The organism is Anabaena sp. AL09 (assembly GCF_001672255.1).
Classification (GTDB): domain Bacteria; phylum Cyanobacteriota; class Cyanobacteriia; order Cyanobacteriales; family Nostocaceae; genus Dolichospermum; species Dolichospermum lemmermannii.
The window spans coordinates 1-24,991 of the sequence record NZ_LJOQ01000054.1 but is presented as its reverse complement, the minus strand read 5'-3'; the positions used below and the strand labels follow the sequence as shown (position 1 = coordinate 24,991).

Annotated in this window: 27 protein-coding genes and 3 pseudogenes; 17 read left to right on the top strand and 13 right to left on the bottom strand. The window is 38.5% G+C overall.

Annotated features, from left to right (window positions below):
- Positions 1-84 precede the first annotated feature (84 nt).
- The 4 genes from AN490_RS10705 (at position 85) to AN490_RS10690 (ending at position 3,167) form a co-directional block, all read left to right on the top strand.
- Positions 85-255, top strand: coding sequence for a hypothetical protein (locus AN490_RS10705; RefSeq protein ID WP_300002883.1), 171 nt, complete (start codon positions 85-87; stop codon positions 253-255).
- Entirely contained in the window at positions 236-391 is a 156-nt protein-coding gene (locus AN490_RS10700; protein WP_015080582.1) for a DUF2256 domain-containing protein, read from the top strand. Before AN490_RS10705 ends, AN490_RS10700 begins: the two co-directional genes overlap by 20 nt.
- A 184-nt stretch (positions 392-575) precedes the next feature.
- Positions 576-1,520, top strand: a complete 945-nt coding sequence (locus AN490_RS10695; RefSeq protein ID WP_300002880.1) for an isoaspartyl peptidase/L-asparaginase — start codon at positions 576-578, stop codon at positions 1,518-1,520.
- Between the two features lie 204 nt (positions 1,521-1,724).
- A complete protein-coding gene (locus tag AN490_RS10690; RefSeq protein ID WP_300002931.1) occupies positions 1,725-3,167 on the top strand; it encodes an ATP-dependent DNA helicase RecQ in 1,443 nt (480 codons plus the stop codon).
- Between the two features lie 131 nt (positions 3,168-3,298).
- Here the strand turns inward: AN490_RS10690 and AN490_RS10685 are convergent, their stop codons facing one another.
- The 4 genes from AN490_RS10685 to AN490_RS10670 all read right to left on the bottom strand — a co-directional run bounded on the left by AN490_RS10685 (position 3,299) and on the right by AN490_RS10670 (position 6,222).
- Positions 3,299-3,793 (bottom strand): hypothetical protein, encoded by a 495-nt coding sequence (locus AN490_RS10685; protein ID WP_190382903.1) that lies wholly within the window; start codon positions 3,791-3,793, stop codon positions 3,299-3,301.
- A gap of 78 nt (positions 3,794-3,871) precedes the next feature.
- Positions 3,872-4,636 carry an ABC transporter ATP-binding protein gene (locus AN490_RS10680; protein WP_190382904.1) on the bottom strand — a complete coding sequence of 255 codons (765 nt, stop codon included), beginning with the start codon at positions 4,634-4,636 and terminating at the stop codon, positions 3,872-3,874.
- Positions 4,637-4,646: 10 nt separating this feature from the next.
- Positions 4,647-5,306 (bottom strand): energy-coupling factor transporter transmembrane protein EcfT, encoded by a 660-nt coding sequence (locus AN490_RS10675; RefSeq protein ID WP_213716655.1) that lies wholly within the window; start codon positions 5,304-5,306, stop codon positions 4,647-4,649.
- Entirely contained in the window at positions 5,299-6,222 is a 924-nt protein-coding gene (locus AN490_RS10670) for an energy-coupling factor ABC transporter permease (protein ID WP_168501971.1), read from the bottom strand. Before AN490_RS10670 ends, AN490_RS10675 begins: the two co-directional genes overlap by 8 nt.
- Before the next feature lie 228 nt (positions 6,223-6,450).
- On the opposite strand from AN490_RS10670, the gene AN490_RS10665 reads away from it, so the two are divergent.
- Positions 6,451-6,660, top strand: coding sequence for an element excision factor XisH family protein (locus AN490_RS10665; protein ID WP_366925030.1), 210 nt, complete (start codon positions 6,451-6,453; stop codon positions 6,658-6,660).
- 193 nt (positions 6,661-6,853) lie between these two features.
- Here AN490_RS10665 and AN490_RS10660 read toward each other — a convergent pair whose 3' ends face one another.
- Both AN490_RS10660 and AN490_RS10655 read right to left on the bottom strand, forming a co-directional pair.
- A complete protein-coding gene (locus AN490_RS10660) occupies positions 6,854-7,429 on the bottom strand; it encodes a hypothetical protein (RefSeq protein WP_300002868.1) in 576 nt (191 codons plus the stop codon).
- Positions 7,430-7,619: 190 nt separating this feature from the next.
- The gene (locus tag AN490_RS10655) at positions 7,620-8,228 is read right to left on the bottom strand and encodes a hypothetical protein (protein ID WP_300002866.1); all 609 of its coding nucleotides are present in this window, start codon (positions 8,226-8,228) and stop codon (positions 7,620-7,622) included.
- 370 nt (positions 8,229-8,598) lie between these two features.
- Between AN490_RS10655 and AN490_RS10650 the strand changes: the two genes are divergently transcribed.
- The 4 genes and pseudogenes from AN490_RS10650 (at position 8,599) to AN490_RS10635 (ending at position 11,461) form a co-directional block, all read left to right on the top strand.
- A complete protein-coding gene (locus tag AN490_RS10650) occupies positions 8,599-9,174 on the top strand; it encodes a Uma2 family endonuclease (protein ID WP_190396012.1) in 576 nt (191 codons plus the stop codon).
- Between the two features lie 270 nt (positions 9,175-9,444).
- A pseudogene (locus AN490_RS10645) lies at positions 9,445-10,005 on the top strand (multicopper oxidase family protein); the annotation flags it as partial.
- A 112-nt stretch (positions 10,006-10,117) separates the two neighbouring features.
- A pseudogene (locus AN490_RS10640) lies at positions 10,118-10,846 on the top strand (helix-hairpin-helix domain-containing protein); the annotation flags it as partial.
- Positions 10,847-11,026: 180 nt separating this feature from the next.
- Complete coding sequence (locus tag AN490_RS10635; protein WP_213716677.1) at positions 11,027-11,461, top strand: ferritin-like domain-containing protein; 435 nt, start codon at positions 11,027-11,029, stop codon at positions 11,459-11,461.
- A gap of 34 nt (positions 11,462-11,495) precedes the next feature.
- Here the strand turns inward: AN490_RS10635 and AN490_RS10630 are convergent, their stop codons facing one another.
- Positions 11,496-11,633: a hypothetical protein gene (locus AN490_RS10630; protein WP_300002940.1), complete on the bottom strand. Its 138-nt coding sequence runs from the start codon at positions 11,631-11,633 to the stop codon at positions 11,496-11,498.
- Here AN490_RS10630 and AN490_RS10625 point away from each other — a divergent pair.
- Positions 11,608-12,567 (top strand): annotated as a pseudogene (locus AN490_RS10625) (FTR1 family protein). The gene AN490_RS10630 and the pseudogene AN490_RS10625 overlap by 26 nt on opposite strands.
- Before the next feature lie 117 nt (positions 12,568-12,684).
- Here the strand turns inward: AN490_RS10625 and AN490_RS10620 are convergent.
- Positions 12,685-12,840 carry a hypothetical protein gene (locus AN490_RS10620; protein WP_300002857.1) on the bottom strand — a complete coding sequence of 52 codons (156 nt, stop codon included), beginning with the start codon at positions 12,838-12,840 and terminating at the stop codon, positions 12,685-12,687.
- A 422-nt stretch (positions 12,841-13,262) separates the two neighbouring features.
- On the opposite strand from AN490_RS10620, the gene clpP reads away from it, so the two are divergent.
- Positions 13,263-13,868 (top strand): ATP-dependent Clp endopeptidase proteolytic subunit ClpP, encoded by a 606-nt coding sequence (gene clpP, locus AN490_RS10615; protein WP_168697154.1) that lies wholly within the window; start codon positions 13,263-13,265, stop codon positions 13,866-13,868.
- Between the two features lie 137 nt (positions 13,869-14,005).
- On the opposite strand, the gene AN490_RS10610 is transcribed toward clpP, so the two are convergent.
- The 3 genes from AN490_RS10610 to AN490_RS10600 form a co-directional block, all read right to left on the bottom strand.
- Positions 14,006-14,182 carry a hypothetical protein gene (locus AN490_RS10610; RefSeq protein ID WP_300002852.1) on the bottom strand — a complete coding sequence of 59 codons (177 nt, stop codon included), beginning with the start codon at positions 14,180-14,182 and terminating at the stop codon, positions 14,006-14,008.
- Positions 14,183-14,199: 17 nt separating this feature from the next.
- Positions 14,200-14,901 (bottom strand): hypothetical protein, encoded by a 702-nt coding sequence (locus AN490_RS10605; RefSeq protein ID WP_148767077.1) that lies wholly within the window; start codon positions 14,899-14,901, stop codon positions 14,200-14,202.
- Between the two features lie 76 nt (positions 14,902-14,977).
- Positions 14,978-15,151 carry a hypothetical protein gene (locus AN490_RS10600; protein WP_300002849.1) on the bottom strand — a complete coding sequence of 58 codons (174 nt, stop codon included), beginning with the start codon at positions 15,149-15,151 and terminating at the stop codon, positions 14,978-14,980.
- A gap of 767 nt (positions 15,152-15,918) precedes the next feature.
- Between AN490_RS10600 and AN490_RS10595 the strand changes: the two genes are divergently transcribed.
- The 5 genes from AN490_RS10595 to AN490_RS10575 all read left to right on the top strand — a co-directional run bounded on the left by AN490_RS10595 (position 15,919) and on the right by AN490_RS10575 (position 21,820).
- The gene (locus tag AN490_RS10595) at positions 15,919-18,288 is read left to right on the top strand and encodes a ribonuclease R family protein (RefSeq protein ID WP_300002846.1); all 2,370 of its coding nucleotides are present in this window, start codon (positions 15,919-15,921) and stop codon (positions 18,286-18,288) included.
- Between the two features lie 115 nt (positions 18,289-18,403).
- On the top strand, positions 18,404-19,024 hold the full coding sequence (locus AN490_RS10590; RefSeq protein WP_148764845.1) for a flavin prenyltransferase UbiX: 621 nt from the start codon (positions 18,404-18,406) through the stop codon (positions 19,022-19,024).
- A gap of 160 nt (positions 19,025-19,184) precedes the next feature.
- Positions 19,185-19,820 carry a LapA family protein gene (locus AN490_RS10585; RefSeq protein WP_300002841.1) on the top strand — a complete coding sequence of 212 codons (636 nt, stop codon included), beginning with the start codon at positions 19,185-19,187 and terminating at the stop codon, positions 19,818-19,820.
- 46 nt (positions 19,821-19,866) lie between these two features.
- Positions 19,867-20,403, top strand: a complete 537-nt coding sequence (locus AN490_RS10580) for a shikimate kinase (RefSeq protein WP_168697150.1) — start codon at positions 19,867-19,869, stop codon at positions 20,401-20,403.
- A gap of 250 nt (positions 20,404-20,653) precedes the next feature.
- Positions 20,654-21,820: a hypothetical protein gene (locus tag AN490_RS10575; protein ID WP_300002836.1), complete on the top strand. Its 1,167-nt coding sequence runs from the start codon at positions 20,654-20,656 to the stop codon at positions 21,818-21,820.
- On the opposite strand, the gene AN490_RS10570 is transcribed toward AN490_RS10575, so the two are convergent.
- Positions 21,817-24,144, bottom strand: a complete 2,328-nt coding sequence (locus AN490_RS10570) for a putative PEP-binding protein (protein WP_300002833.1) — start codon at positions 24,142-24,144, stop codon at positions 21,817-21,819. The two genes, AN490_RS10575 and AN490_RS10570, sit on opposite strands and share 4 nt — an antisense overlap.
- Before the next feature lie 106 nt (positions 24,145-24,250).
- Between AN490_RS10570 and AN490_RS10565 the strand changes: the two genes are divergently transcribed.
- Entirely contained in the window at positions 24,251-24,709 is a 459-nt protein-coding gene (locus AN490_RS10565) for an MgtC/SapB family protein (RefSeq protein WP_300002830.1), read from the top strand.
- A gap of 31 nt (positions 24,710-24,740) precedes the next feature.
- Here AN490_RS10565 and AN490_RS10560 read toward each other — a convergent pair whose 3' ends face one another.
- Positions 24,741-24,941 carry a hypothetical protein gene (locus AN490_RS10560; protein ID WP_300002827.1) on the bottom strand — a complete coding sequence of 67 codons (201 nt, stop codon included), beginning with the start codon at positions 24,939-24,941 and terminating at the stop codon, positions 24,741-24,743.
- Positions 24,942-24,991 lie beyond the last annotated feature (50 nt).

Here is a 24,991-nt window from a genome sequence, read left to right as displayed (position 1 = left end):
GATACCAAAGCTAAAATCTATTAGGAATGTATACCAGGCATCTTTATAGATATTACTATAACTTATGTCAAACAATGATCAAAATTGGCAGCAAAAAAAATTAAAGATGCTAAACAACAAATTATATCTTTGGGGCAACTTATCCAAAATTTGAGAGAAGATGATAGACTTTATTCACTAATTAAAACTACTATTGCTTATCCTCAAGAATGGTTTGAACTTTGTATTGATTATGATGGGGCGTGTTCGTTCTAAATCTGATTTACCAGAAAAAATCTGTGTAGTCTGTCAACGTCCGTTTGCTTGGCGGAAAAAATGGCAAGATTGCTGGGATGAAGTGAAATATTGCTCAGAACGTTGTCGTCGTCGTCGTTCTCACGCAAAAAATTAACAACTGACAACTGTACGGGCGAAGCATTTGGACAACTATTTTTGGCAATGACCGATAATTTATCTTCCAAATGCTTCGCCCCTACTAACAACTGTACGGGGGAAGCATTTGGAGAACTATTTTTGGCAATGACCGATAATTTATCTTCCAAATGCTTCGCCCCTACTAACAACTGACAAAATAAATGACATTACAAATGCAACCTAAATTAATTATTCATGGTGGTGCTGGTAGTTCTCTCCAAGGTAAGGGGGGATTAATCGCAGTCCGTAACTCTCTTTCTCAGATTGTTGAGGAAGTCTATGCTCTTTTGCTGACGGGTGCAACTGCGGCTCAAGCAGTAGTTCGCGGTTGTCAGATGTTGGAAGATGAACCCCGATTTAATGCTGGTACTGGTTCTGTGCTTCAATCTGATGGACAAATCCGCATGAGTGCTTCCATTATGGATGGAACGACTGGCAGGTTCAGTGGTGTAATTAATGTGTCACGAGTGAAGAATCCGATTGAAATGGCGCTGTTTTTACAAGATTCTGATGATCGGGTTTTATCCGATTATGGTGCGGCTGAGTTGGCGCGGGAGTTACAACTGCCTATTTATAATGCTCTAACTGATTTGCGCTTGAAAGAGTGGACTCTAGAACGTCAGGATAACTTTAAAAGAACCATGGCTGGGGTAGTAGCAGAACCAGAAATGGCAGAAAGTGCTGGTAGGGGGACTATTGGTGTTGTGGCTTTAGATGGCTATGGTAAATTAGCTGCTGGTACTTCTACAGGTGGTAAAGGCTTTGAACGCATTGGGCGAGTCAGTGATTCGGCGATGCCAGCGGGTAATTATGCAACTAGTTATGCAGCAGTTAGTTGTACGGGCATTGGGGAAGATATTATTGATGAGTGTTTAGCCGCTAAGGTTGTGGTGCGCGTTACTGATGGAATGTCACTACAGGAGGCTATGCAGCGATCATTTACGGAAGCTAAGAGGAATAATCGGGATTTTGGAGCGATCGCTCTTGATGCCACTGGTGCGATATCCTATGGTAAAACCTGCGAAGTATTACTGGCTGCTTACCATAATGGAGAAAGCATTGGTGATACTTTGGAATGGAATGATCAAGAACTAATTGGTCAGTAGTCAGTAGGGGCGAAGCATTTGGAAGATAAATTATCGGAGTAGTCAGTAGGGGCGAAGCATTTGGAAGATAAATTATCGGTCATTGCCAAAAATAGTTCTCCAAATGCTTCGCCCGTACAGTGGTCAGTGGTCAGTGGGAAGAGTAAAGATAAATATTTTCCTTATTTTCCCACTTATTCTTTTTTGTGCTTTTGTTTTAGGAAAATGAATCTCCCAATTACACAATCTTGGCAAGATGTTCGCGCAGCATTAAAAGCGATTTGGGGATATGACGATTTTCGTCCCCCCCAAAAAGAAATTGTTAACTGTTTAATATCACAAAAAGATTCACTAATTATTATGCCCACAGGTGGGGGGAAGTCAATTTGTTTTCAACTTCCTGCCCTACTACAAACAGGATTAACTTTAATAGTTTCTCCTTTGGTGGCATTAATGGAAAACCAAGTTGAGGAATTACGGCAACTATCACAAAAAGCGGCTCTTTTGCATAGTGAATTAACGACATCTCAACGTCAGGCAACTTTGCAAGCTTTGGAAAGACAGCAATTAAGATTATTGTATTTATCACCAGAAACTTTATTAAGTCCAGCCGTATGGCAAAAGTTGTGTAATCCTCAACTACAAATTAATGGTTTAATTCTGGATGAAGCCCATTGTTTAGTGCAGTGGGGGGACACTTTTCGTCCAGCTTATCGGCGTTTAGGGGCTGTGCGTGAAGCGTTACTAAAATCAAAACCACCGGGAACAAAAATTAGTATAGCAGCTTTTACAGCCACGGCTGATCCTTTAGCCCAAAAGATTATTTCTACAGTTTTAAAATTAGACAAACCTGAGATTTTTCGGATTAATCCCTATCGAGAAAATTTAAATCCTACGGTAAAAATTGCTTGGACTCCTAAAGGGAGAAAACAACAATTATTAAAGTTTATTCAAAAACGACCAAATCAAGTTGGTTTAATTTATGTGCGGACTCGAAGAGATAGCGAAAATCTAACCCAGTGGTTAACGGAAAATGGGTTTCATACTGCTAGTTATCACGCGGGATTAAGTCCAGGAGAACGCCGCAATATTGAAGCTAGTTGGTTAGGTGGAAAAATCCTTTTTGTGGTGTGTACTTGTGCTTTTGGCATGGGGATAAACAAATCGGATGTCCGCTGGGTTGTCCATTTTCATGCGCCACATTTATTATCTGAATATGTGCAAGAAATAGGCAGGGCTGGAAGAGATGGAAAACCCGCTGATGTTTTAACTTTAGTAAGTGAACCAACGGGATTTTTAGATGCTGAGGATAAGCAAAGACAGAAATTTTTTGAAGAACAAATGAAATTGCAACAACAAAAAGCCCAACAATTAGCGAAACAATTACCAACCCAAGGAGAAATAAATACTGTAATTAAAGAATTTCCCAATAGTGCTGTGGCACTTTCTCTTCTCCATAGTAATGGACAATTAGAATGGCTTGATCCTTTTCATTATTCTATTTCGTCAAAATCAGGAAATCCACCAGTTACACAATTACAAGCTGCTAAACAAATGAGTGAATATCTTACTACTAAAAAATGTCGTTGGCAGTTTTTATTAAATGCTTTTGGGTTTGAAATAACGACTAATTGGCGTTGTGGACATTGTGATAATTGTGGAAATTAATCATCCCACATTTTACAAAATCACATGAATAAAAAGCTTGGTTGGTGGTAATAAAAAATCCAAGATTAAAAATTAAAAAAAGAAAAGTGAAGAATCTAACTCTTGAATTTTTAATTTTTAATTCTCAATTTTTAATTCTTAGTTGCTTCTGCTTGGCTACAATATTTATTTAATTGAACACCTAAAGCATCTGATTCTTTACCAGCAGTTTTAGCTGCGGTTGTCAGTGCGGAATCAATTTCTCTTCTAGCTTTTTCAACTTTTACTCTACCATCTGATGATGCTTCTGCTTTCTTAGTATCTGCAAGAGCTTGAGAAGCCTTGGCTATGGCTTCACTAAGATGATCAAAGATTTTGATAAAACTGGTTTCAAATTCTTGCAGTTTGGGGTCTTTTAAATTTAATTCCTGAATGGATTTGGTGACATTTTTCAAGTCTTTGGATAATTGCAAGCTAGTTGATGCTTGCTGACCTTTTTTAATATCAATCAGTGATGTACCCTGATTGACAACTGTAACTAATCGCTGACATTGGGAGGTTTTAGTCTCGCTGCAACTAGTAATTAACAAAGCAATGCTCAGACTAACAGGAGCAATAACTGAATAACGGGAAAACAACATTAACATCCCAAGAGCAATAAAATCCCCTAAATATTAAGCCAAATGATCATTAATTTGCAATTAGGAATTTCTGTATTGAGCAGTTTACCAATCTACTGGCAACCCTAATTTATCTAAGGTTTTGCCATCTTGCAACAGTGGTTGGATGTCGCTGTCTATTTGGATTTTACCAGTAGAGAGGACTAAAGCCCGTTGAGTGACTCTTCCTAGCCATTGGAGATCATGGGAAGCTATTAACATGACTTGAACAGGCAATTTTAATAATACTTGGGCTAAATGTCGTCGCCATGCTGGATCAAGTCCGTTGGTGGGTTCGTCTAAGATGAGAATGGCAGGATCTAGGGCTAAAATTGCGGCTAAGGCGGCTAAACGTCTTTGTCCTCCAGAAAGTTCATGGGCGGAACGATGGGCGTAGGACTCTAATCCAAAGTCCGCTAATAGTTGATGGGCTTTATCTTTAGCGGCTATAGATGAGACACCATAATTAAGAGGTCCGAAAGTAACATCTTCGAGGATTGTGGGCATAAATAATTGGTCGTTAGCATCTTGGAACGTAAAACCAATTTGTTGCCGTATTTGCGGGAGAGTGTTTGGCAATATGGGGATGCCGTTAATCCAGATTTCGCCGCTTTGGGGATGTTTTAAACCAATCAGGTTTTCTAGCAAGGTGCTTTTACCTGAACCTGTAGCGCCCATTAAAGCGACGCGATCGCCTGTTTGTAGGCTAAAAGAAATTTCTTGTAGCACGGGTTGCTGGTGCGAATAGGCATATACCAGATTTTGGACTTCAACGACATTTGTATGCGGTTGAGAAAGGGAAATTTGGGGATTAGAAGTTAATGATGTCAAGATTCACCACTCAAATAACAGTAAGGTAGGAACTTAGGGTTAAACAAGTAGCTGTCACCCCAGCTATTAACAAGATAAAACGTTCTTTTGGTTTGAGGGGGGAATCTATGGGTAATTGTCCGTTATATCCACGGGCTACCATAGCAGCATAAACTCTTTCGGCTCTGTCTAAGGTGCGGAGATACAACGCCCCAATCATTGAAGCACTGGCATAGCGTAACCATCCTCCAGCACCTTTTAGCCCTCGTAATTGGGCGCTGCGCTGCATTTGCGTTACTTCTAAAAGTAATATTTCTAAATATTGCGCGGCTAAGATCAAGTTTTCCTTTAATGGTGCAGGTATTGGTAAGCTTTTGAGGGCGATACCCAAACTGTGGGGGGGTAAGGTTAATAAGAAACTATTCATCGTAATTAAACAAATTAGGGAACGCACAAGCAAAAAACTAGCTCGTTCCCATCCCAATGGTAAAGCCATCAATGATAGAAAAATTAATTCTGCACCGAGTAATCCGCCTAATTTGCGAATGGGTACTTGTAAGATACAAACCCAAATAAGGGCGATCGCCCCATATACTAGTAAATTAGACCAAGTATGATGTTTTAAAAAAGCTGCCCCAATCACAATGATCAGGGATAACTGCAAGCGTAATGGTAAGGAAATTTTAAGCATTATTCGGTTTTATCACTTTGGCAATTCCAAAAGCCACAGCAAAGCAAGCTGTAGAACCCACTAAACCAGCAATACTTGTCCCAATTTGTCCTAAACCTTTAATCTCATAGTCAGCCAAAGGTGTTGGTACAATTACCCGCACATTTTCAGCTAAGTTGATAAAACCCACGTTTTCTGCTACTTTTTCTAAACCATCTGGCCAAGCAGAAGCAAATAGAGACAACACACCTGAAATTAGCAAAATACTGACAACGGGAACTAACCAGCCTCTAATTTTATGTTCTTCACCTGGTAACAAATCTGGACGGGCTGTGGCTAAATAGGTTAATACACCCCCGGTAATTAATCCTTCTCCAATACCAATCAAAATATGTACACCTGCCATGGTGGGTAAAACTATGTTGGCTGGCGCTGTCCCAGAAAGGGCTAATTGAATGGCACAAGCTACAGCGGCGACAACTACGCTCACTCCGGCTGCTATGCCTGCTGCCAGGGGTAAACGCCGTTGAGAACCGCCCAATAGTCGTTGTAAGGTTTGGGTTAATCCCCACGCTACCCACACGCCGATTACTCCCATGTTTAAAATATTTGCACCCAAAGCGGTGATCCCACCATCAGCAAATAGCACAGCTTGAATAATTAAAACTGTAGCAATACATAACATTCCCGCCCAAGGACTACCTAAAATAATGGCAGCTAAAGCCCCTCCTAATAGGTGGCCGCTAGTTCCTCCCGCTACGGGAAAATTAATCATTTGGGCGGCGAAAATAAAGGCTGTGGTTAAGCCGAGAATGGGGGCGCGACGAATGCCAAAGGCTGTTTGCGATCGCTCAAAAGCTACAAATAAGGCGGCTGCACTGGCTAAACTGGTGGCGGCTGCAACTGGCACAGAAATAAATCCATCGGGTATGTGCATGAGATTGGTGTTTTTTTAATGTGTTTTTTGCAGACTAATTGTAAGTAATATAACGACTAACAAAATTAATAGCAAACTAAATTTTATCTCTTTTGACAATACCCTATTGGTAGATATTTTGGGATTTTATTTAGGATAATTTTTCAATAAAAAATACGTCAAATTATATATTTGTTTTTTGAATTGTTAACATTTATAAATCTTTATGACATATTCTCATAATTCTAACTGCTACGGATATTATATTTAGCAGTTCCTATTACTGTTTACAATGAATTTTTTATAATGCCTTTTATTCAATCAGTTATTAAAACAAATCAACTTTGTTTAGTAGTTTATAATATTGAACAGGAGGTAATATCAGAATTGTCTGAATCAGGATATCCAGGATTTAAGGATTTACAGGATGTTTATTTGAGTTGTGTTTTGAGGGCTTGAGGATTCAATACTTTTCGGTTGGACTCAAAAAACTGCAATGTGATCTAGATTAGTGCTTTTTGTTGCTTAATAGGGAATAATAGAATAAATACTTTTTGCCAGATAAAGGTGAGTTTTGACAAATGGACTGGACAACTATACTCAAAGCACAGCAGACTGATTTTATTGCCAGAATTAAATCTGATAATAATTATTAATCCAAAATAACATATTGTCCTTCGTTCGTTTTAAGATTCCAAGGTAGCTTTTCTATACATATAAAATGCTCTTTTGGAAGAACATCAGTATAGTGAGCAGTATAGTTGTTAAAGAAACCAATGGGTGCAAGGTCTTTAAATAAAGACGACGTATCTTCGTTTTCCCAAAAACGCATCATTCGTGGAGACATAAAATGAAGTATATCTCCTTTTAATTTATTATCTGAACTACTTCCCTCTATAAAACCATTGGACATTACCTTAACGGAGTCGTTGCTAATATTTTCTAAAATTACATTTTCGTGTCCAGTAAGATTTTCTCTCTTTGCGATAGATTCATCTATATTTTTCTTGTTACCATCTATCTCTACAAGCCTCATCTCTTTACCATCCCAGAACAAGAAGTCAATTTCACAAAATCCAACTTTATTTTTATTTTGTTGTCTTCTAGTGCCATTATCTCCTTTTTCCCATTTGGCTATAAAATTTTCTTTACTTGTGTATCCAACTGCATTAAAACTATAATAACTATAGTTGTTATTAGGGGTAGAGTTATTAAGCTTCGTTCGCAAATCTTTAGCAGCAACACTTAAACGTACGCTATTTAGAGGCAGAAAAACCTGAAATAATACTCTACCATCATTAAAAGGATAAGGCGTTAATTCCTCAGTATCTATTATCTCTTGTTCTAGAAGGAATTGATAATTCTGGCTCTACCGCTCCCTTTATGATATTTTCGGTAAAATATCCCTGAAACCCTTATTAATTTAGATTAAACCCATGTACACCAATGGTTTTGGATATATTAAAAGGATGTTTGATCATAAGGGGAACGGTAGAACCATAATTCTTATAATCTTCATAATTATAAGAATTATCGTCACCGTAAGCGGATTTTACCAATTCTTGACGTGCAAGCTGTTCTATACCTGTTTTATAAAAATCATTTTTATGATCTTTGAAAATTTTATAACAAAGGTCAAAATAAAACTTTAAAAAAATATCTTCATATGGTGATTTATTCGATTTACACTTATTTTCTTTAATATAAAAATTAATCAAATAATCGTAATATTTTTTAGCAGAAATATATTTTGGATTTCGATCACTTAAAAATCTAGGTTCTGTTATCGGTTCAACTTTCTTAGGAAATAAATTTGGCAGGTCAATTAATCTCAGACCAGACTGATTATCAAGATCAATCACAGCACAATTATTATTAGTTTTCAAAAATACTCCTGTTAAAGAGCATTCACCGAACTCAACAGGACTTGGTTTTCTATCAACATAATTATATCCAAACGGTACTATAAGCAACCGATCAAGAAAAAAATAAGATGAACCATCTGCATGAAAAAATTTGATATTCATAGGATTATTGTATTTTAAATTTTGTGTAACTTACCTGTATAGGCAAGATACTGGTAATTGTATCATACACAGTTCTTCTTAAGCAATAAAACTTTACAATCTTTGCGTTTTACCCAGGTAAAATCCATTGTCTATTGAGAATAGAGTCATTAATTGATCAAATTTGGTATCACCAATACCAATGCACAACTTGGACACAATCCTCAAAATCTTAACATTCAACACTTCTGTCTTAAACCAATAATTTCAAAAATCACAGTGTCTTTATTTATATTATCTCATAAAAAATCCTGTAAATCCTGAAATCCTGGACATCCTGATTCAGACAAATAATCATATAATAGTGAATAAATATTCACCTTAATTAACTATGCAAACCACAGAATCACCCTTACAATTACGGCTGTGGACTGTTGATGAATACCACAGAATGGCTGAAGCAGGAATATTTGAACCAAGTGAACGGGTAGAATTATTAGAGGGGAAAATAATCTGGATGATTGCTAAAGGAACAGCCCACCGTTCAGCAGTGGGAAGAACATATAAGTTGTTAGAAAATAGAATTGGTCATAAAGCTTGCATAGCTATTCAAGACCCTGTAAAATTAAATGAAAGGTCTGAACCAGAACCAGATATTGCTGTAGTGAAAATAGATCCGCTAGACTATGCAGATCATCATCCTACTCCAGCAGAAATTTATTTAATTATCGAAGTTGCAGATAGTAGTTTAAAACTAGATACAGAAATCAAAGCTAAAGCTTATTCTCAAGCAGGAATTAAGGATTATTGGGTATTAGATGTAGTGAAACGCGAGTTAATTGTATTTAGAAATCCCACAGCAGAAGGTTATCAAAATCGAGAAATTATCACAGAACATCAAAACATATCTCCTTTAGATTTTCCTGATTTAGAAATTGTAGTTTCCCAGATGCTACCTCTTGTCTAAATCAGGATATCCAGGATTTAAGGATTTACAGGATATTATAACTGTATTTCATTCAACCGATAACCGCTATAGTTAAAGTAAATGGAGTTGAGTCTAATTTATTACTTACCTGAGCGATCCTAGCACCTTATTCCATTTACTAGCCTGCAAGCATCATCTGTTCTCTAGTCAACTATAGCAAGATCCCCGACTTCTTAGAGAAGTCGGAGATCTTAGTCCTAAAAATTATTTTTCCAAGTTATTGACAATAATTCCTAAGTTGGATAGGGTAATGGTAAAGCGACTATATACGAATTTGATGCCGAACCCTATGGCGTTCATTTGTATCATTGTCACATTGCTCCGGTTACTCGTCATATTGCTAAAGGTTTATATGGGATGTTTATTATTGACCCTCCTAAACCCCGTCCTCCTGCTGATGAAATTGTTTTGATCATGTCTGGGTATGACATAAATGATGATAATCGCAATGAATATTATGCTTTTAATGGTATGCCACATCATTATATGCACCATCCCATTCAAATTTATCAAAATCAGTTAATTCGGGTCTACGTTCTGAATATTATTGAATTTGATCCTGCTGTGACGTTTCACCTTCACGCTAACTTCTTTAATGTTTATCGTTTCGGTATGACAATGACTCCCAGTGAAAAAACTGATGTTTTAACAATGGGTGTAGCAGAAAGGCATATTTTAGAGTTTGCATTTCGCTATCCGGGTAAGTATATGTTTCATCCTCACCAAGATGCTATTGCTGAAAGCGGGTGTATGGGACAGTTTGAAGTAATCGCGGAAAAAGATTCCCAAAAACCGGTCAATAAATCCTGACAAAACTCAGAAAGATTAGCAACTTAGTAAAACCCAAATTTAGCAATATCTGAAATTTACTTACTTAATTTATACTTATGTTTTAGAAAAATAGTTGATAAATATTTGCATTTATGATAAGTAGGTCGGCGTTAAAGACATAGTGACAGTTGAGGAAGTGGTACTTACAGGTGAAGCTAAAGATATTGACTACATGACCAAATTGGGATTAATGAAAGGACATCTTTTAGTAGCCAAAGAACTACTAGATCAAAATCAACCCAAACAAGCTCAACCCCATATTGGACATCCAGTAGAAGAGATTTATATTGATATTGAAGAACAATTAGATGAACGTAAAGTTAAAGAATTTAAAAGCAACTTAGTCAGTTTAACTGATTTAGTGAAATCTAATCCCAAGGATGCCAAAATCAAAACTAACTTTACCACTTCTGTGCAAGCTGTGGATAGTGCGATCGCAATTTTACCAACCGAACAACGCAGTAAACCCGAATTTGTTCTGCAAGTAATCACCAGTTTACTAGACGCAGCCAACTCAGAATATGGTGCAGCAATTGCGAATGGCAAAATTACTGCCCCCATTGAATATCAAGATTCTCGTGGCTTTGTCGTCTATTCTCAAGAACTATATCAAGGTATTTCCAGCCAAATGACCCAAGCACATCCTGAAGCACACAAAGCCATAGATACAGCTTTTGGAGAATTAGTGAAAGTTTGGCCTACTGCTATCCCCCCAGCGCAAGCAGTTAGCACTTCAGAAGATGTTACCAAGCTAGTGAAAACCATCGAGGAAAATACCCAAAAAGTGCGAGAAAAAACCAGCACTAAAGCACAAAGTTAGTATTTTCACACCATTGGAAGTACAGAATAAGCAGTTTAAAATGATGAATAAGAGAGAAAATAGTTAAAAACTAAGAGTGAAAACAGTTAGGGTTTTCAAAACCCGAAAAAAGTATAACTGCTCACTAATCATTGGTAACTAAAGACGCTCCTGATGTAATTTTGCTCAACTTAACAACTAATGCAAGAACTCGACCACCAAAAAACAATTGATATTCTCAACTCCATTATGGAATTTGAACTAGCAGGGGTAGTGCGCTACACCCATTATTCCTTAATGGTAACAGGTCCAAATCGTATCCCCATCGTAGCATTCTTCAAAGCGCAAGCCACAGAATCATTACTTCATGCTCAACAAGTGGGAGAAATTCTCACAGGCTTAGAAGGACATCCTACTTTGAGAATCGCCCCAATGGAAGAAACTTTCAAACATAACGTTAAGGATATTTTGCAAGAAAGTTTATCCCATGAAAAGAAAGCTTTAGATATGTACAAAAGTCTTCTAGCAGTTGTCAACAATGCCAGTATTTATTTAGAAGAATTCACCCGTGGTATGATCGGACAAGAAGAGATGCACAATCTCGAACTCAAGAAAATGTTACGCGATTTCAGCTAATAAAGCAGGAGTCAGGAGTCAGGAGAAATAAAATCTACAACTGTGGAGAACTATTTTTGGCAATGACCGATAATTTATCTTCCAAATGCTTCGCCCCTACTGACAACTGACAACTGACAACTGACAACTGACAACTAACTAATAAAATGAATTTTAGTACCGCTCTACCCACTTTTGTAATTACCCTGCGAGAAGGTGTCTAAGCCGCTCTAGTTGTGGGTATTGTCCTCGCATTATTAAAAAAAGCCCAACAATCTCGACTCAACCCTTGGGTTTATGCTGGCGTAATTGTTGGTATTATTGTCAGTGGCTTAATCGGTATTTTATTTACGGGGATCATTAAATTCTTAGGATCTATTAATCCTCAATATACCTCTGTTGTTGAGCCAACATTGGAAGGTGTATTTAGTGTTTTAGCAATAGTCATGCTGAGTTGGATGTTAATCTGGATGACAAAACAAGCCAGATTTATGAAAGCACAAGTTGAGGGAGCAGTTACCGACGCAATAGGCAAAAATTCCAATGCAGCTTGGGGAGTTTTTAGTTTAATTCTAGTCGCCATTGTCCGCGAAGGATTTGAAACTGTTCTCTTCGTTGCAGCTAATTTTCAACAAGGTTTATTACCGACTTTAGGCGCACTTGGTGGTTTAGCCACAGCGTCAGCAATTGGCGTTTTATTATTTAAATGGGGTGTGAAAATTAATATTCGCAAATTCTTCCAAGTTATGGGCGTTTTATTAATATTAATTGTTTCTGGTTTAGTAGTTTCCGGTTTACAACATTTTGATGAAGCCACAGCTAATCTAGCTTTGAGTAGTCGTTCTTCAGAAAATCTTTGTTTCTATTATGAACACTTTACCAGAATTCACTCTTGTATCTTAGGTCCAATGGTTTGGAATGCTGAAAAAATCTTATCTGACGAACAGTTACCCGGTATCATTCTCAAATCCTTATTTGGTTATAGAGACAAAATCTATATTGTTCAAGCCGTGGGATATTTGGTATTTCTCATCAGTATTGGTGGGCTATATTTCCGCAGTATCACAGGTGGAGATAATCAGAATAGCAAAAATAAAGTCATGACTACTACCCCAGGGCGGAATTAAAAATAAAAGATTGGTAATCAGGGAAAAGATTAAAATTTTTACCTGTTCCCTGCGATGCACTGAGCTTGTCGATAGCGAAGCGTGGCGTAAGCCATAGTGTTCCGTCTAGGCTGCATTTTACTCCGAAACCTGAAAAGTCGAACTAATTACAGGACCAGACATTTCCGCAAGAGGTGAGGCTGCCTTGGGATGTATTGGAGTAGTGTTACTCAATACGGCGATGAGTTGCAATAAAAATGTAATAAAGGCCGCTTGTATAAGTTTTTCTAGCATAATATCCCTCTCTTTATTTATATGCATGAGACTTCCATGGGAACTTGTTATTCTAAATACACTTTGTGTTATTGGTTTATCAGATTTGGTGAATATAATTTGAGAATAGTTCAGAAGTCTGTGAAAAAATGTGATCCAGTTCTCTCTTTATATGCACCTGACAACGTGGACGTTTGTTTTTTCTAAAAAGTGTCCTGAAAATCCAAATTTATTTTTAAATCCCTGGGAATATCTCATTGTTTTACTCCAGTCACTCGATTAGCAAGAACCGTAATAATACTGATACTTGAGTAAGATATATTTCTTTATATGAGATTCTATCTGCTCTCTTCACCTGGCTTGTCCTAATCTTAATTGGCAATTTCAACACAATTAGCCGTTGTCACCGATAGAATAAATGAAAAATAGCTAAAACACACTAAATGATTCCTATCGTTATTGAACAATCCGGCCGAGGCGAACGCGCCTTTGATATCTATTCACGGCTGTTGCGTGAGCGGATTATTTTTTTGGGAGAACAGGTTGATAGCAATCTGGCTAACTTGATTGTTGCCCAACTGCTGTTTTTAGATTCTGAGGACGCGGAGAAGGACATATATATGTACATTAATTCTCCTGGTGGTTCTGTGACAGCGGGAATGGGTATTTTTGACACCATGAAGCATATTCGCCCTGATGTCTGTACAATTTGTACTGGATTGGCGGCCAGTATGGGAGCTTTTCTCCTCAGCGCGGGTACAAAGGGTAAAAGGATGAGTTTACCCCATTCACGGATTATGATTCATCAACCCCTCGGTGGCGCTCAAGGACAAGCAACTGATATTGCAATTCAAGCCCGCGAAATTTTGTATCACAAGCAGCGGCTAAACGAATTTCTCGCTGATCATACTGGTCAACCATTTGAGCGGATTTCTGAAGATACCGAACGTGATTTCTTTATGTCTCCCGCAGAAGCCAAGGAATATGGCTTAATTGACCAAGTAATTGACCGTCATGCCGCCGGTAGTCGTCCTGTACCTATAGTTTAGTTATTGGTTAGTTGTCAGTTGTCAGTGGTCAGTGGTCAGTTGTCGCGAAGCATTTGGAAGATAAATTATCGATCATTGCCAAAAATAGTTCTCCAAATGCTTCGCCCGTACAGTGGTCAGTGGTCAGTGGTCAGTTGTTAATGAGAAAATTCTTCTTCCTTCTTCCTTCTTCCTTCTTCCTTCTTCCTTCTTCCTTCTTCCTTCTTCCTTCTTCCTTCTTCCTTCTTCCTTCTTCCTTCTTCTAAACTCCTGAACTCCTGAACTCCTTCTTTCTTCCTCCTGAACTCCTGATAGCGAAGCGTGGCGTTAGCCATACTCCTGACTCCTGATTCTAAAATCCCGCAATTGGATCTGGTTGAGATTTGAGGTAAGTGAGAAAATTTCGTAATTCTTCTTCACTCAGCAGAGAACGTCCTCGTTTACTGTAGGTTTTGACCAGATAATCTTTACCTTGTTCTGGTGTCCAGCCTAATCGCTCGATTTCTACGTCTGTTTGGGCAATGACATCAGATAAATTTACTGGTTCATTATGTCTTTTCTTTTTACCGACGACTGACTGGACACCAGTATCCTCATAAGGGGTATAACTGCGAGGTGTAAATGGTGTGACATTACTAGGAGGGACTTCTGATAAAGGTGGATATTCTGGTTCTTGATGAGAAAATATTTCTGGTTCTGGAAATTTGGGATCAATTTCTTCTTCTGGTAGCGGTGGTGTATATATCTGTGTATTGTTAACAGGGGGAACAGGTTTTGATTCCTGGAAAGTGGGTTTTATTTGTGGAGTGGTAACTAATGGGGAGACAGATTTTGTGACTTCCCCCGGTGTATTTTTGATCCCCAAAACCGTTAAAGCTCTGTTTCTAGCCTGGTCTTCTGCTGCTTCTACTGTTTCTGCTCCTGCGATCGCCGTTGCCCTGGTGATACCTTCGAGTTGTATACTGACACGGACGATATATTTCCCTTGAAAAATTTCTATTAATTCTGAGATAATACTGCCGTTGGGGTACAAATTCTGGAATTGTGCCAACATCATACTTTCAACCATTTTTATCTAAATTTTCCTAATAACATAAATTGCTAGTCAGCGCACAACTGACAACTGACCACTAACAACTGACCACTGACCACTGATTTGGAGAACTATTTTTGGCAATGATCGATAATTTATCTTCCAAATGCTTCGCCCCTACTGACAACTGACAACTGACAACTGACAACTGACAACTGACAACTGACCACTGACAACTGACAACTGACAACTGACAACTGACAACTGACAACTGACAACTGACCACTGACCGTCCCCTAAACAAAACCCTATATTTCAATATAAAGTCTTACTGAGAACTAAGCACTCACGACGTTAAATATGTCCTGATACTAACAGTTGTTGATCACAAATTGTCGTTTATCTTTAAATGCTATACTAATTAACCAATTAGATATCTAGAAGTATTTTTAAAGAAGTGCGCTCTAAATCTACAATAATAAAGATAAGGTTTGCCTTCGTTGCCTGTGTTTTACTGCTTACCTGATTGTTACCGATTCTACATAAGGGAGAATTGGGTTTTTCAGCGGTTTCTTCCAGTGAAGACATGGCCAACACCACGCTATGCTATCAGATACTGATGTCGTGGACTTGCCTTACATCTAAACTATCAAACACCTGTAGTTAAACCAGTTTGTAGTTTGTGGGTTGTGGGTGAGATAGAGAGTTCTCCAAACCAAGTCTCTCACTAACTCATTATCTAAATTACGTAGTGTTTAATTATTAGGTATCAGGAGTGCATGGTCAAGATTGTTTAGATCAAGTCAAGGGTCACGTAAGCAAACGCTGAGATTGTCGTGCAGTGAGAAGTCAACGCAGGGGCTTCATCTGACAATGACTATGGCTAACGCCACGCTGCGCGATGAGCGGACTTGCCTTTTCTACGAAACACTACGCAAAGGCGAAATTCGTAAGCAAGTGTCTGTAAACCGGGTGGGAATACAGTAAAGAGCCAGATTCGACAACAAATGATGTTTTGACCAAAGGTCGGTTCACTGCATGGAATTTTCAATCGCTACACTTCTTGCCAATTTTACAGATGATAAATTAGTGGCTCGTAAAGTCCTAGAAAAAAAACTGGGTTGTGAGGATGAAGAAAGTCTAGAAAAACTCCAAATTACTTTGGATGTGTTGGAAAAAATCGGGCTTTTGGTGAAGGAACGGGGGAAATATCGCCGCGTTACCGAAGAAGGCTTGATTGAGGCTAAACTCCGTTGTTCTAGTAAGGGCTTTTGCTTTGCGATTCAAGATAGCGAAGGCTCAGAGGATATTTACATCCGTGAAAGTCATTTGAGTAATGCCTGGAATGGCGATCGCGTTTTGGTAAGAGTCCTCAAGGAAGGCAGTCGCAGGCGATCGCCGGAAGGTGAGGTGAAGTTGATTATGGAGCGGTCTAATCACACCTTACTCGCCAGAATTAAGCAGGTGGAGGAAGGTTTTCGGGCTGTCCCTTTGGATGACAGATTGCTGTTTGAACTGAAACTACAACTCAACAGCATGAAGTTGGAAGAAGCAATTGATCACTTAGCTCATGTAGAAATTCTTCGCTATCCCCTCGCACAATATCCCCCATTGGGTCGAGTAGTGCAAATTTTGGGTAGTGATGCTGAAGCCGCAGCGGATATAGATTTGGTAACTTGTAAACATGATTTATCCCGAACTTTTCCTGATTCTATCCTCGATGCAGCGGCAAAGTTACCCAAGAGACTCCTGAAAGCAGACCTGAAAAATCGTCTCGATTTACGTGAGGTTTTTACCTTCACCATTAAGAGTGTCAACAGTGATGAGTCTGTAGTTGAAAATGCCTTCAGTGTAGAAAAAACTACTGATGATAATTGGCGATTATTATTTCATATTACAGATGTTTCCCACTATATCCAACCCGATGAGGCTCTAGACCGGGAAGCCCTCAAGCGGGGTAAGTCAGTGTATTTGGGAGAATTACTACTGCCAATGTTGCCAGCAGTGGTGATACAACGGTGTTCCTTAGTCCCTGGTAGCGATCGCTTGGCTCTCTCTTTTATCATCACCATTAACCCCCAATCAGGAGAAGTGGAGGAATGGGAAATTCAACCTAGTGTCATTAATGTAGATGTAGCTGTTAGTCAAGTAGAGACAGCAGCTATTCTTGCCGGTGAAAGCAGCACAGTGGCAGCCGAAGTCCAAGAGAAATTACCAGATTTGCAGACTTTGGCTACTGCTATTAAACAGGTACGTCTACAGCGGGGCAGCTTACGGTTAAATCTCCCACCCAGCCACAACCCTTACTATGACGAAGGAGCAATGGGATCGGTGGTGGTTAATGACTTACCTGGGCGATCGCTCATTACCGAATTGGTAATATTAGTTAATCAACTCATGGCTGATCATCTCAGCGCCTTGGGAGTTCCCAGTTTATGGCGAGTTCAAGGCACACCTGATCCCGAAGATGTTCAGGAAATGCTCAAACTAGCCGTTAATTTAGGTGTGGAATTAGGACTTGATCCAGAATTAGAAATCCAACCTCTAGATTATCAACACTTGACGGGAGCTTTTGCCGATTCCCCATCGGAACAAGTTCTCACCTATTTATTACAAGACACTCTCAAGCCTTCTTTATATAGCATTACCAAAAGTTCTCACTTTGGACTAGCTTTATCCCAATATGTCCACATAACTGCCCCCTTACGTCGTTATCCAGATATCCTCTTGCAACGGGTGTATCATAACTTACTAGAGCATGGGCGCGATCGCCGGAATACCCGCGTCAAAGATCGGATAAACCTCCGCCATTCTAATTGTCACGAAGAAATCAATTGGAACGTTCTCCCCCCAGAACTCCAACAAGAACTGCAAAGCGACTTAACCAGAGTCATTGTCCAAATTAATGACCGAGAAAAAGAAGTCCAAGAAGCTGAAGCTGATTTAGCCGGACTCCAAAAAGCCTCCTTAATGAAACAACGCATTGGCGAAGTATTTCCAGGAGTAATTACTGGTGTTCAATCCTACGGCTTCTTTGTGGAAATTGAAGTCCCAGTAGAATCGCCCACAGAAGGTAATCTCGCTAATACCTTACGAATAGAAGGACTGGTTCACGTCAGTTCCCTCAAAGACGATTGGTATGAATATCGTGCCAGACAACAAGCGTTATTTGGGCGAAAAAATCGGGCTTCCTACCGATTGGGCGATAGCTGTATGGTACAAGTCAAAAGTGTTGATTACTACCGTCAACAAATTGATTTAGTGACAGTTGGTGCTGATGGTTTACCTAAGGCCATGAGCGAGAATACTGGCAATGAGGAAACAGGAGACATTTATCCACAAAATCAAAGCGATAGCTTGCGTGGCAAAGCCATATCTTTTGACAGAGAACCTTATGATCAAGAATAGTCAGTTGTCAGTTGTCTTTTGTCAGTTGTCCGTTGTTAGTTGCTCTTAAATATTAACCACTGACCACTGACCACTGACCACTGACCACTGACAAATGACCACTGACAAATGACAAATGACTAATAACACAAAACCTTTAATCTTGGGCGTAACAGGTGCATCTGGTCTAATTTACGCCGTTCGCGCTCTTAAATTCCTCTTAGCCGCAGAATATCAAATTGAACTGGTGGCATCTAAATCTACTTACACAGTTTGGCAGGCAGAACAGGAAATCCGAATGCCAGGAGAACCAGAAAAACAAGAGCAATTTTGGCGAGAACAAGCCGGAGTTCCCGAACAAGGTAAACTCCGCTGTCATCCTTGGAGTGATGTTGGTGCGGGTATTGCCAGTGGTTCTTTCCGCACGTTGGGGATGATCATTATCCCTTGTAGTATGAGTACAGTCGCAAAACTTGCTGGGGGGCTAAGTTCCGACTTACTAGAACGAGCCGCAGATGTCCAAATTAAAGAAGGACGTAAACTGGTAATTGTCCCCAGAGAAACCCCTTTTAGTTTAATTCACCTGCGGAACTTAACGACCTTAGCGGAAACTGGAGTGAGAATAGTCCCCGCCATTCCTGCTTGGTATCACAACCCACAAACCATTGAGGATTTAGTTGATTTTGTTGTAGCTCGCGCTCTGGATCAATTAGATATTGACTGTATACCAATTGAACGATGGCAAGGTCATTTATAGCAATTAAAAATTAACAATTAAAAATGAAAAAACTAAATTTTTAATTCTTAATTCTTAATTCTTAATTCTTAATTCTATTTTGCTCTTTTGTGGCAACAGCTATATTCATCTGTTTTTTCCTGGTGTATTCTTAGAATCCTGCTGCAATTTTGAATTTTTTATGGCTGTAATTCGCTTAATTATCTTGGTGACGGCAATGCTGGGACTAATAATAATATTAGTTCAAAATTTGTCGCCCTCACTTCCATTAATGTTTTTGGGGATGCGAACTCAAGCATTACCATTAGCATTGTGGATTTTATTAAGTATAACTGCTGGTATTTTCACATCTTTAATAATTACTAGATTGTTAAAATTTGCGACTGATTTAAATTTACAAGCACCACAACCTCTACCCAAATCAATTCCCACTCCACCCCGTGTTAGACAAAATACTCCACCTCCTCAAAGTCCTCCACCAACCGTTAATCAAGTTGATGATGAATTTGACGATTGGGACACAAATCGCAATCAAGATGATTGGGATAATGGCGAAAATTCAGAATCAGTAACAGAAACTTCCCCAAGTCAACAAAGTTCTAATTCCCGCAATAGTTCCGTTTATTCCTATAGTTCCCAATCACCGAAAAATACTGCTGTGGGTAAAACTGAATCTGTTTATGATGCTGATTATCGGGTAATTATTCCTCCTTACCAAGAATCAGGCAAAACTCAAGTTACAGATGATGATGACTGGGATTTTTTTGAAGATGATGATTTTGAGGATGACAACGAAAATAAACCACAAAAACGCTAATTTAAGCTTTAATAATAATTAATAATTTTACAGGAGAAAAATACTGATGATTGATATATTAAAAGGAGTCAACCTCTATTTAATTGGCATGATGGGAGTTGGGAAAACAACAGTAGGAAAGTTATTAGCCGCAGAAATTGGTTATAGATTTGTAGATACAGATGAAGTCATAATCAAAGCCGCAGGTAAATCTATTAATGAAATATTTGCCGAAAATGGTGAAGCGGAGTTTCGGCAATTAGAGAGTGATGTTTTAGCTCAAGTTTGTGCTTATACTAAGTTGATTATATCTACGGGTGGGGGTGTTCCCATGCAGCAACAGAATTGGAGTTATCTCCATCATGGGTTGATAATTTGGTTAGATGCACCAATAGGAATAATCTTACAGCGGTTAGCGGAAGACAATACCAGACCACTTTTACAAGATGCCGATATCGAAAGTAAATTGACATCGCTTTGGGAACAACGTCAACCAATGTACTCCCAAGCTGACTTACATATTACTATGAGCGCGACCGAAACACCAGAAGAAATTGTCACACGCATCCTCGCTACAATTCCCAGTATTCTCAAACCGCAATAATTCTTTCTACACCCATTTATAACCCACTTGAATATCAGATCCCCGACTTCTTCGAGAAGTCGGGGATCTGACTCTTGCAATGTATATCTACGGCACGCTACGCTATCACAAATCAAATACGAATTGCTATATATCTATAAAAAGGAATAGAAAGCAGTTAATTTCTTGTCAAAAGCAAGATGCAGAATTTCCACATCAAGAGTTGAATGGAATCTAGATTCTGTAATTATCCTCGACGGGGATGAAATCTATGACTATATTTTCTCTTGATGAACTTAAAAATTTAGTCCAAAATCCTGAGTATCCATGCGTTTCTCTGTATCTACCTATGGAAAAACTAGGAGGAGATACGCGACAAAATCCGATTCGGTTTAAAAATTTAATTCGAGAAGCTGAAACCCGCCTAGATGAAACAGGATTACGTCATACTGAGACTGTAAATTTGCTCAAACCAGCGATGGAATTAGACAATACTGATTTTTGGGAAATTCAAAATCAGGGATTAGTAATTTTTATTTCCCCCAATCTATTTCGTTACTATTGTTTACCAATTTCTTTTCCCCAATTAGTGGTTGTTGGTAAGAATTTTCATATCAAACCCTTATTAAATCTGATTAATAATGATGGAAAATTCTACATTTTGGCTTTAAGTCAAAAGAATGTCAAACTTTACTCAGGCACACGCTACCAAATTAATGAAGTAGAAGTAGAAAATATGCCTCATATTTTGGATGAAACTCTCTTAGAAGATGAATTCCAAAAAGGCGTACAGCATAGAATTGGTATCGCTAGAGGTGCAACTTCTGCGGCTCAACACCCTGGTTCTGTGCATGGACAGGGTAATCCAGATCGGGAGAAACATGAAGAAGATATTTTGCAATTTTGTTATGTTGTTGATAGTGCATTACATAAAAAATTGCGAGGTGAAAAAGCACCTTTAATATTAGCAGGAGTAGAATATTTATTACCAATTTACCGACAAGCTAATACTTATCCATATTTAGCAGAAACAGGGATTACTGGCAATGCAGAAATCCTCAAAATGCAAGAATTAAATCATGCAGCTTGGGAAATTGTTAACCCTTTATTTCAACAGGAATATGAAGATCTAATGGCTGTTTATCTGCAACTATCTGGGGAAGAAAGTAACAAAATTGCCAATGATATCAAAGCAATTATTCCGGCTGCATATTATCAAAGAGTTGATACTTTGTTTGTGCCTCTAAAACAACATATATGGGGTAAATTTGATTTACCAACTGCTACAGTTGAATTACATCCAGAACCAGCACCAGATGATGAAGATATGTTAGATTTTGCGGTAATTCACACCATCTTAAATGGTGGTAAAGTTTATACTCTTGAACCAGAAGCAATGCCTAGTGGAGTTAAAGTAGCGGCTATTTGCCGATATTAATTTTTTAAGTTGCTAAGTTGTCGTCGTGCTGCTGCTAAAATTAATCTTTGTTCAGCACGAGAAATCGCTTGATAAGTCCTTTCCACCGCTTCCGGTTCTACAGAAATAGAACTAATCCCCCATTCTATTAATTTATCAATCATTTCTGGATAAAGCACCGGGGCTTGACCACAAATAGAACAGGGAATACCTCCAGCTTGAGACATTTTAATTAATTGAGATATTGCCCCCATTACTGCTGGATGACTTTCATCAAATATTCTCCCTAATTTTCCCTGTTCCCTATCTATTCCTAATAATAATTGAGTTAAATCATTTGTGCCAATAGAAATACCTGCCACACCAGCTTTAATATATTCAGGTAATAGAAATAAAATACTAGGAACTTCTGCCATGATCCATAATTGAAACTGGGATATTTGTGTTAACCCAAATTGCTCAACTTTTTGACGACAAAATATAAATTCTTCAACACTGCGGACAAAAGGTAATAGCAAATTAATATTTCTATAACCAGATGCTTGAACTATCGCTAAAGCTTGCAATTCCAATTCAAAAACCGCCGGATTTTGCATATAGCTGAAAACACCCCTGTCACCAAGAATAGTTCGACTTCGCTCACTATAAATTGATGACTGTGATAATAATAAATCATGGGGTAGGTAATCTAAAGAGCGATAAAAGATAGGTCTGGGTGAAAAAGCGCGAGCAAATTGCTTAATCTGCTCAGATAATAACTCTAATAATTCCGCTTTTCTTCCGGCAATTAACCATTCTTGAGGATGTTCTCCCTCCAGAATATTTAACATCATCAATTCTGAACGTAATAATCCTAACCCATCTACAGGTAAACATTTTACTTGTTCAATTAATCGTCCTTGACTCAAATTTACGAGTAACTTAGTGGCAATTATTGGTAAATTTATCGGCTGATAATTGACAATTTTTTCCTCTTTGATTAATTCTTCTATCTCCTCACTAGGAAAGTTTTCTTCATCTTCTGTGAAACGATATATTTCACCCTTATTACCATCTAATAATAACTTTTCACCTGCTTGTAAAAGAGTGGTTGCACCTGTGGCACTCACCACCGCAGGAATACCCAACTCCCTGGCTAAAATCGCCCCGTGGCTAGTTAATCCCCCTTGTTCTGTAATAATCCCCGCAACGCCTTGTAGTAAGGGTAAATAATCAGGAGTAATCACTGGGGCGATGAGAATTACACCTTGAGGAACTTGGATTGCTTTTTGTGATGAACTAAAAATATGGGCATTAGCAATAATTCTCCCTCTGGCTGCCCCAATGCCTTGAATAAATTGCACACTCTTATTTACAGATTGGGGAACAGTGACTTCTGTAATATAGAGTTTTGTGGCTAAAGATTCTTTCGCAACTGTCCATTTCATAGTTAAAGTTGCCCCTAATTCACTGACTATTTGATTACTGACAGTAATTAATTCTTGCAAAAATTCTTCTGGCAAAGCATATTCTTGTTGTTGGGATTCTTCTAAAATATAAGCTAATAAAAAATCAGTATCTAATGTTGGTTGTAGTTGTTCATCTGTAAAAGCATTACCATGATGAAGACGATACGCCAACATTTTATTACCCAATTGTCTTTCTACGACTGCGCCGGTTTTTGGTTCTATGTAATAAACATCTGGTAATACTTCACCGTTGGTAATTGCTAGTCCTAAACCCCAAGTAGCTTCAATATCCCATGCCGATGATTTAGTATTGATTACACCAGAAGCGATCGCATTGTCAACTGGTTGCACTAACACCCCTAAATTAATGCTGGGCAAACTAAGCCCCGCACTATGCCAATATAGTAAACTTCTGGCTCGGAATAACTGACTCCAAAGCAGCTTTAAAGCTTCACCTATTTCCTCTTCTTCACAAGGGCAAAATACTGGTTCTAATAACCCAGATACATTTTTCATTTCTTGCTTATTTGATATTGCCAAACTGGGACGCAAAATTAAACTGCTTCTTTGCCATTGTCGCGCAGCTTGAAAAATTGTCCTCACCCAATGAGGTGGCACAGTCGCTGAGATAATTTCCTGACGTAAGCGTCCGGCTACCTGTTGCAGTTGTCGCCAATTATGTACATCTAAATGTAGCGAAGAATGGGGTAAATCAGCGATTAACGACTCTGAACTATTGAGAGTTTCTAGAAATTGCCGTAAAACATCTGCTTCTACTACAAAACCAGGAAGAACAGGATAACCCTGTTGTTTGATTTTGCTTAAATCGAACGCCTGCACGCCAACTTTAGCGCGGTCTTGTAGTTTAATTTGGTCAAGCCAATAGAGTTTATCCACTCAATTTATTAAATAATATTTATTACATACTTTTTGTTACTATATTACCAATTAGTCCGAACAATGCCCCGATTTCATTTATTAAACTATTTACCACCGAAAAAAATTGATCAATCCTTATTATATTGCCGGTAGTGACTGGCTAAACACTGGACTTCGTTTATGTTTTGCCTTGTTTATTGGAGCTTTAATTGGCTTAGAAAGACAACTAAAAAATAAACCGGCAGGTTTAAGAACCCATATGTTAGTAAGTTTGGGTTCAGCCATATTTACTCTCATCACTATCCAAACAGGTGGAACAGAACTTAGTGCTGATTCTCTTAGTCGTGTAGTTCAAGGTATTGCTGCTGGAGTGGGGTTTTTAGGCGCTGGGGAAATTTTACGTGAATCTTCCCAAACATCAAAATCACCGGAAATTCATGGTTTGACTTCTGCCGCTGCGATTTGGGTAGCTGCGGCTTTGGGAATTGCTGCTGGGTGCGGTTTATGGCAATTAGGATTAATGGGCGCGGTTTTAACTGTAATTATTCTACACATTTTTAAAAGACTGGAAAAATTTAATTAATAGGTGAACAGAAAAATTTCCAGGTATGACATTAATTGCCTTTTTCACGCAGATTAGGACGGCTGATAATTAACAATTGTACCCCACCATCGCCTGTATTAATAGCCAAGACAGGAGGGCGCTGATTAAATTGTGCATCAGAAGGCATAGATGGGAATACATAAACCCAATCATTACTTTCAATTAATAGCTGTAGCGACCTGGAATTATAATTGGCTCGACCTGCAATCATCGCTGTTTCCAACCAGAATTAGTTGCAACTATAAATTGACTTGAACCAGA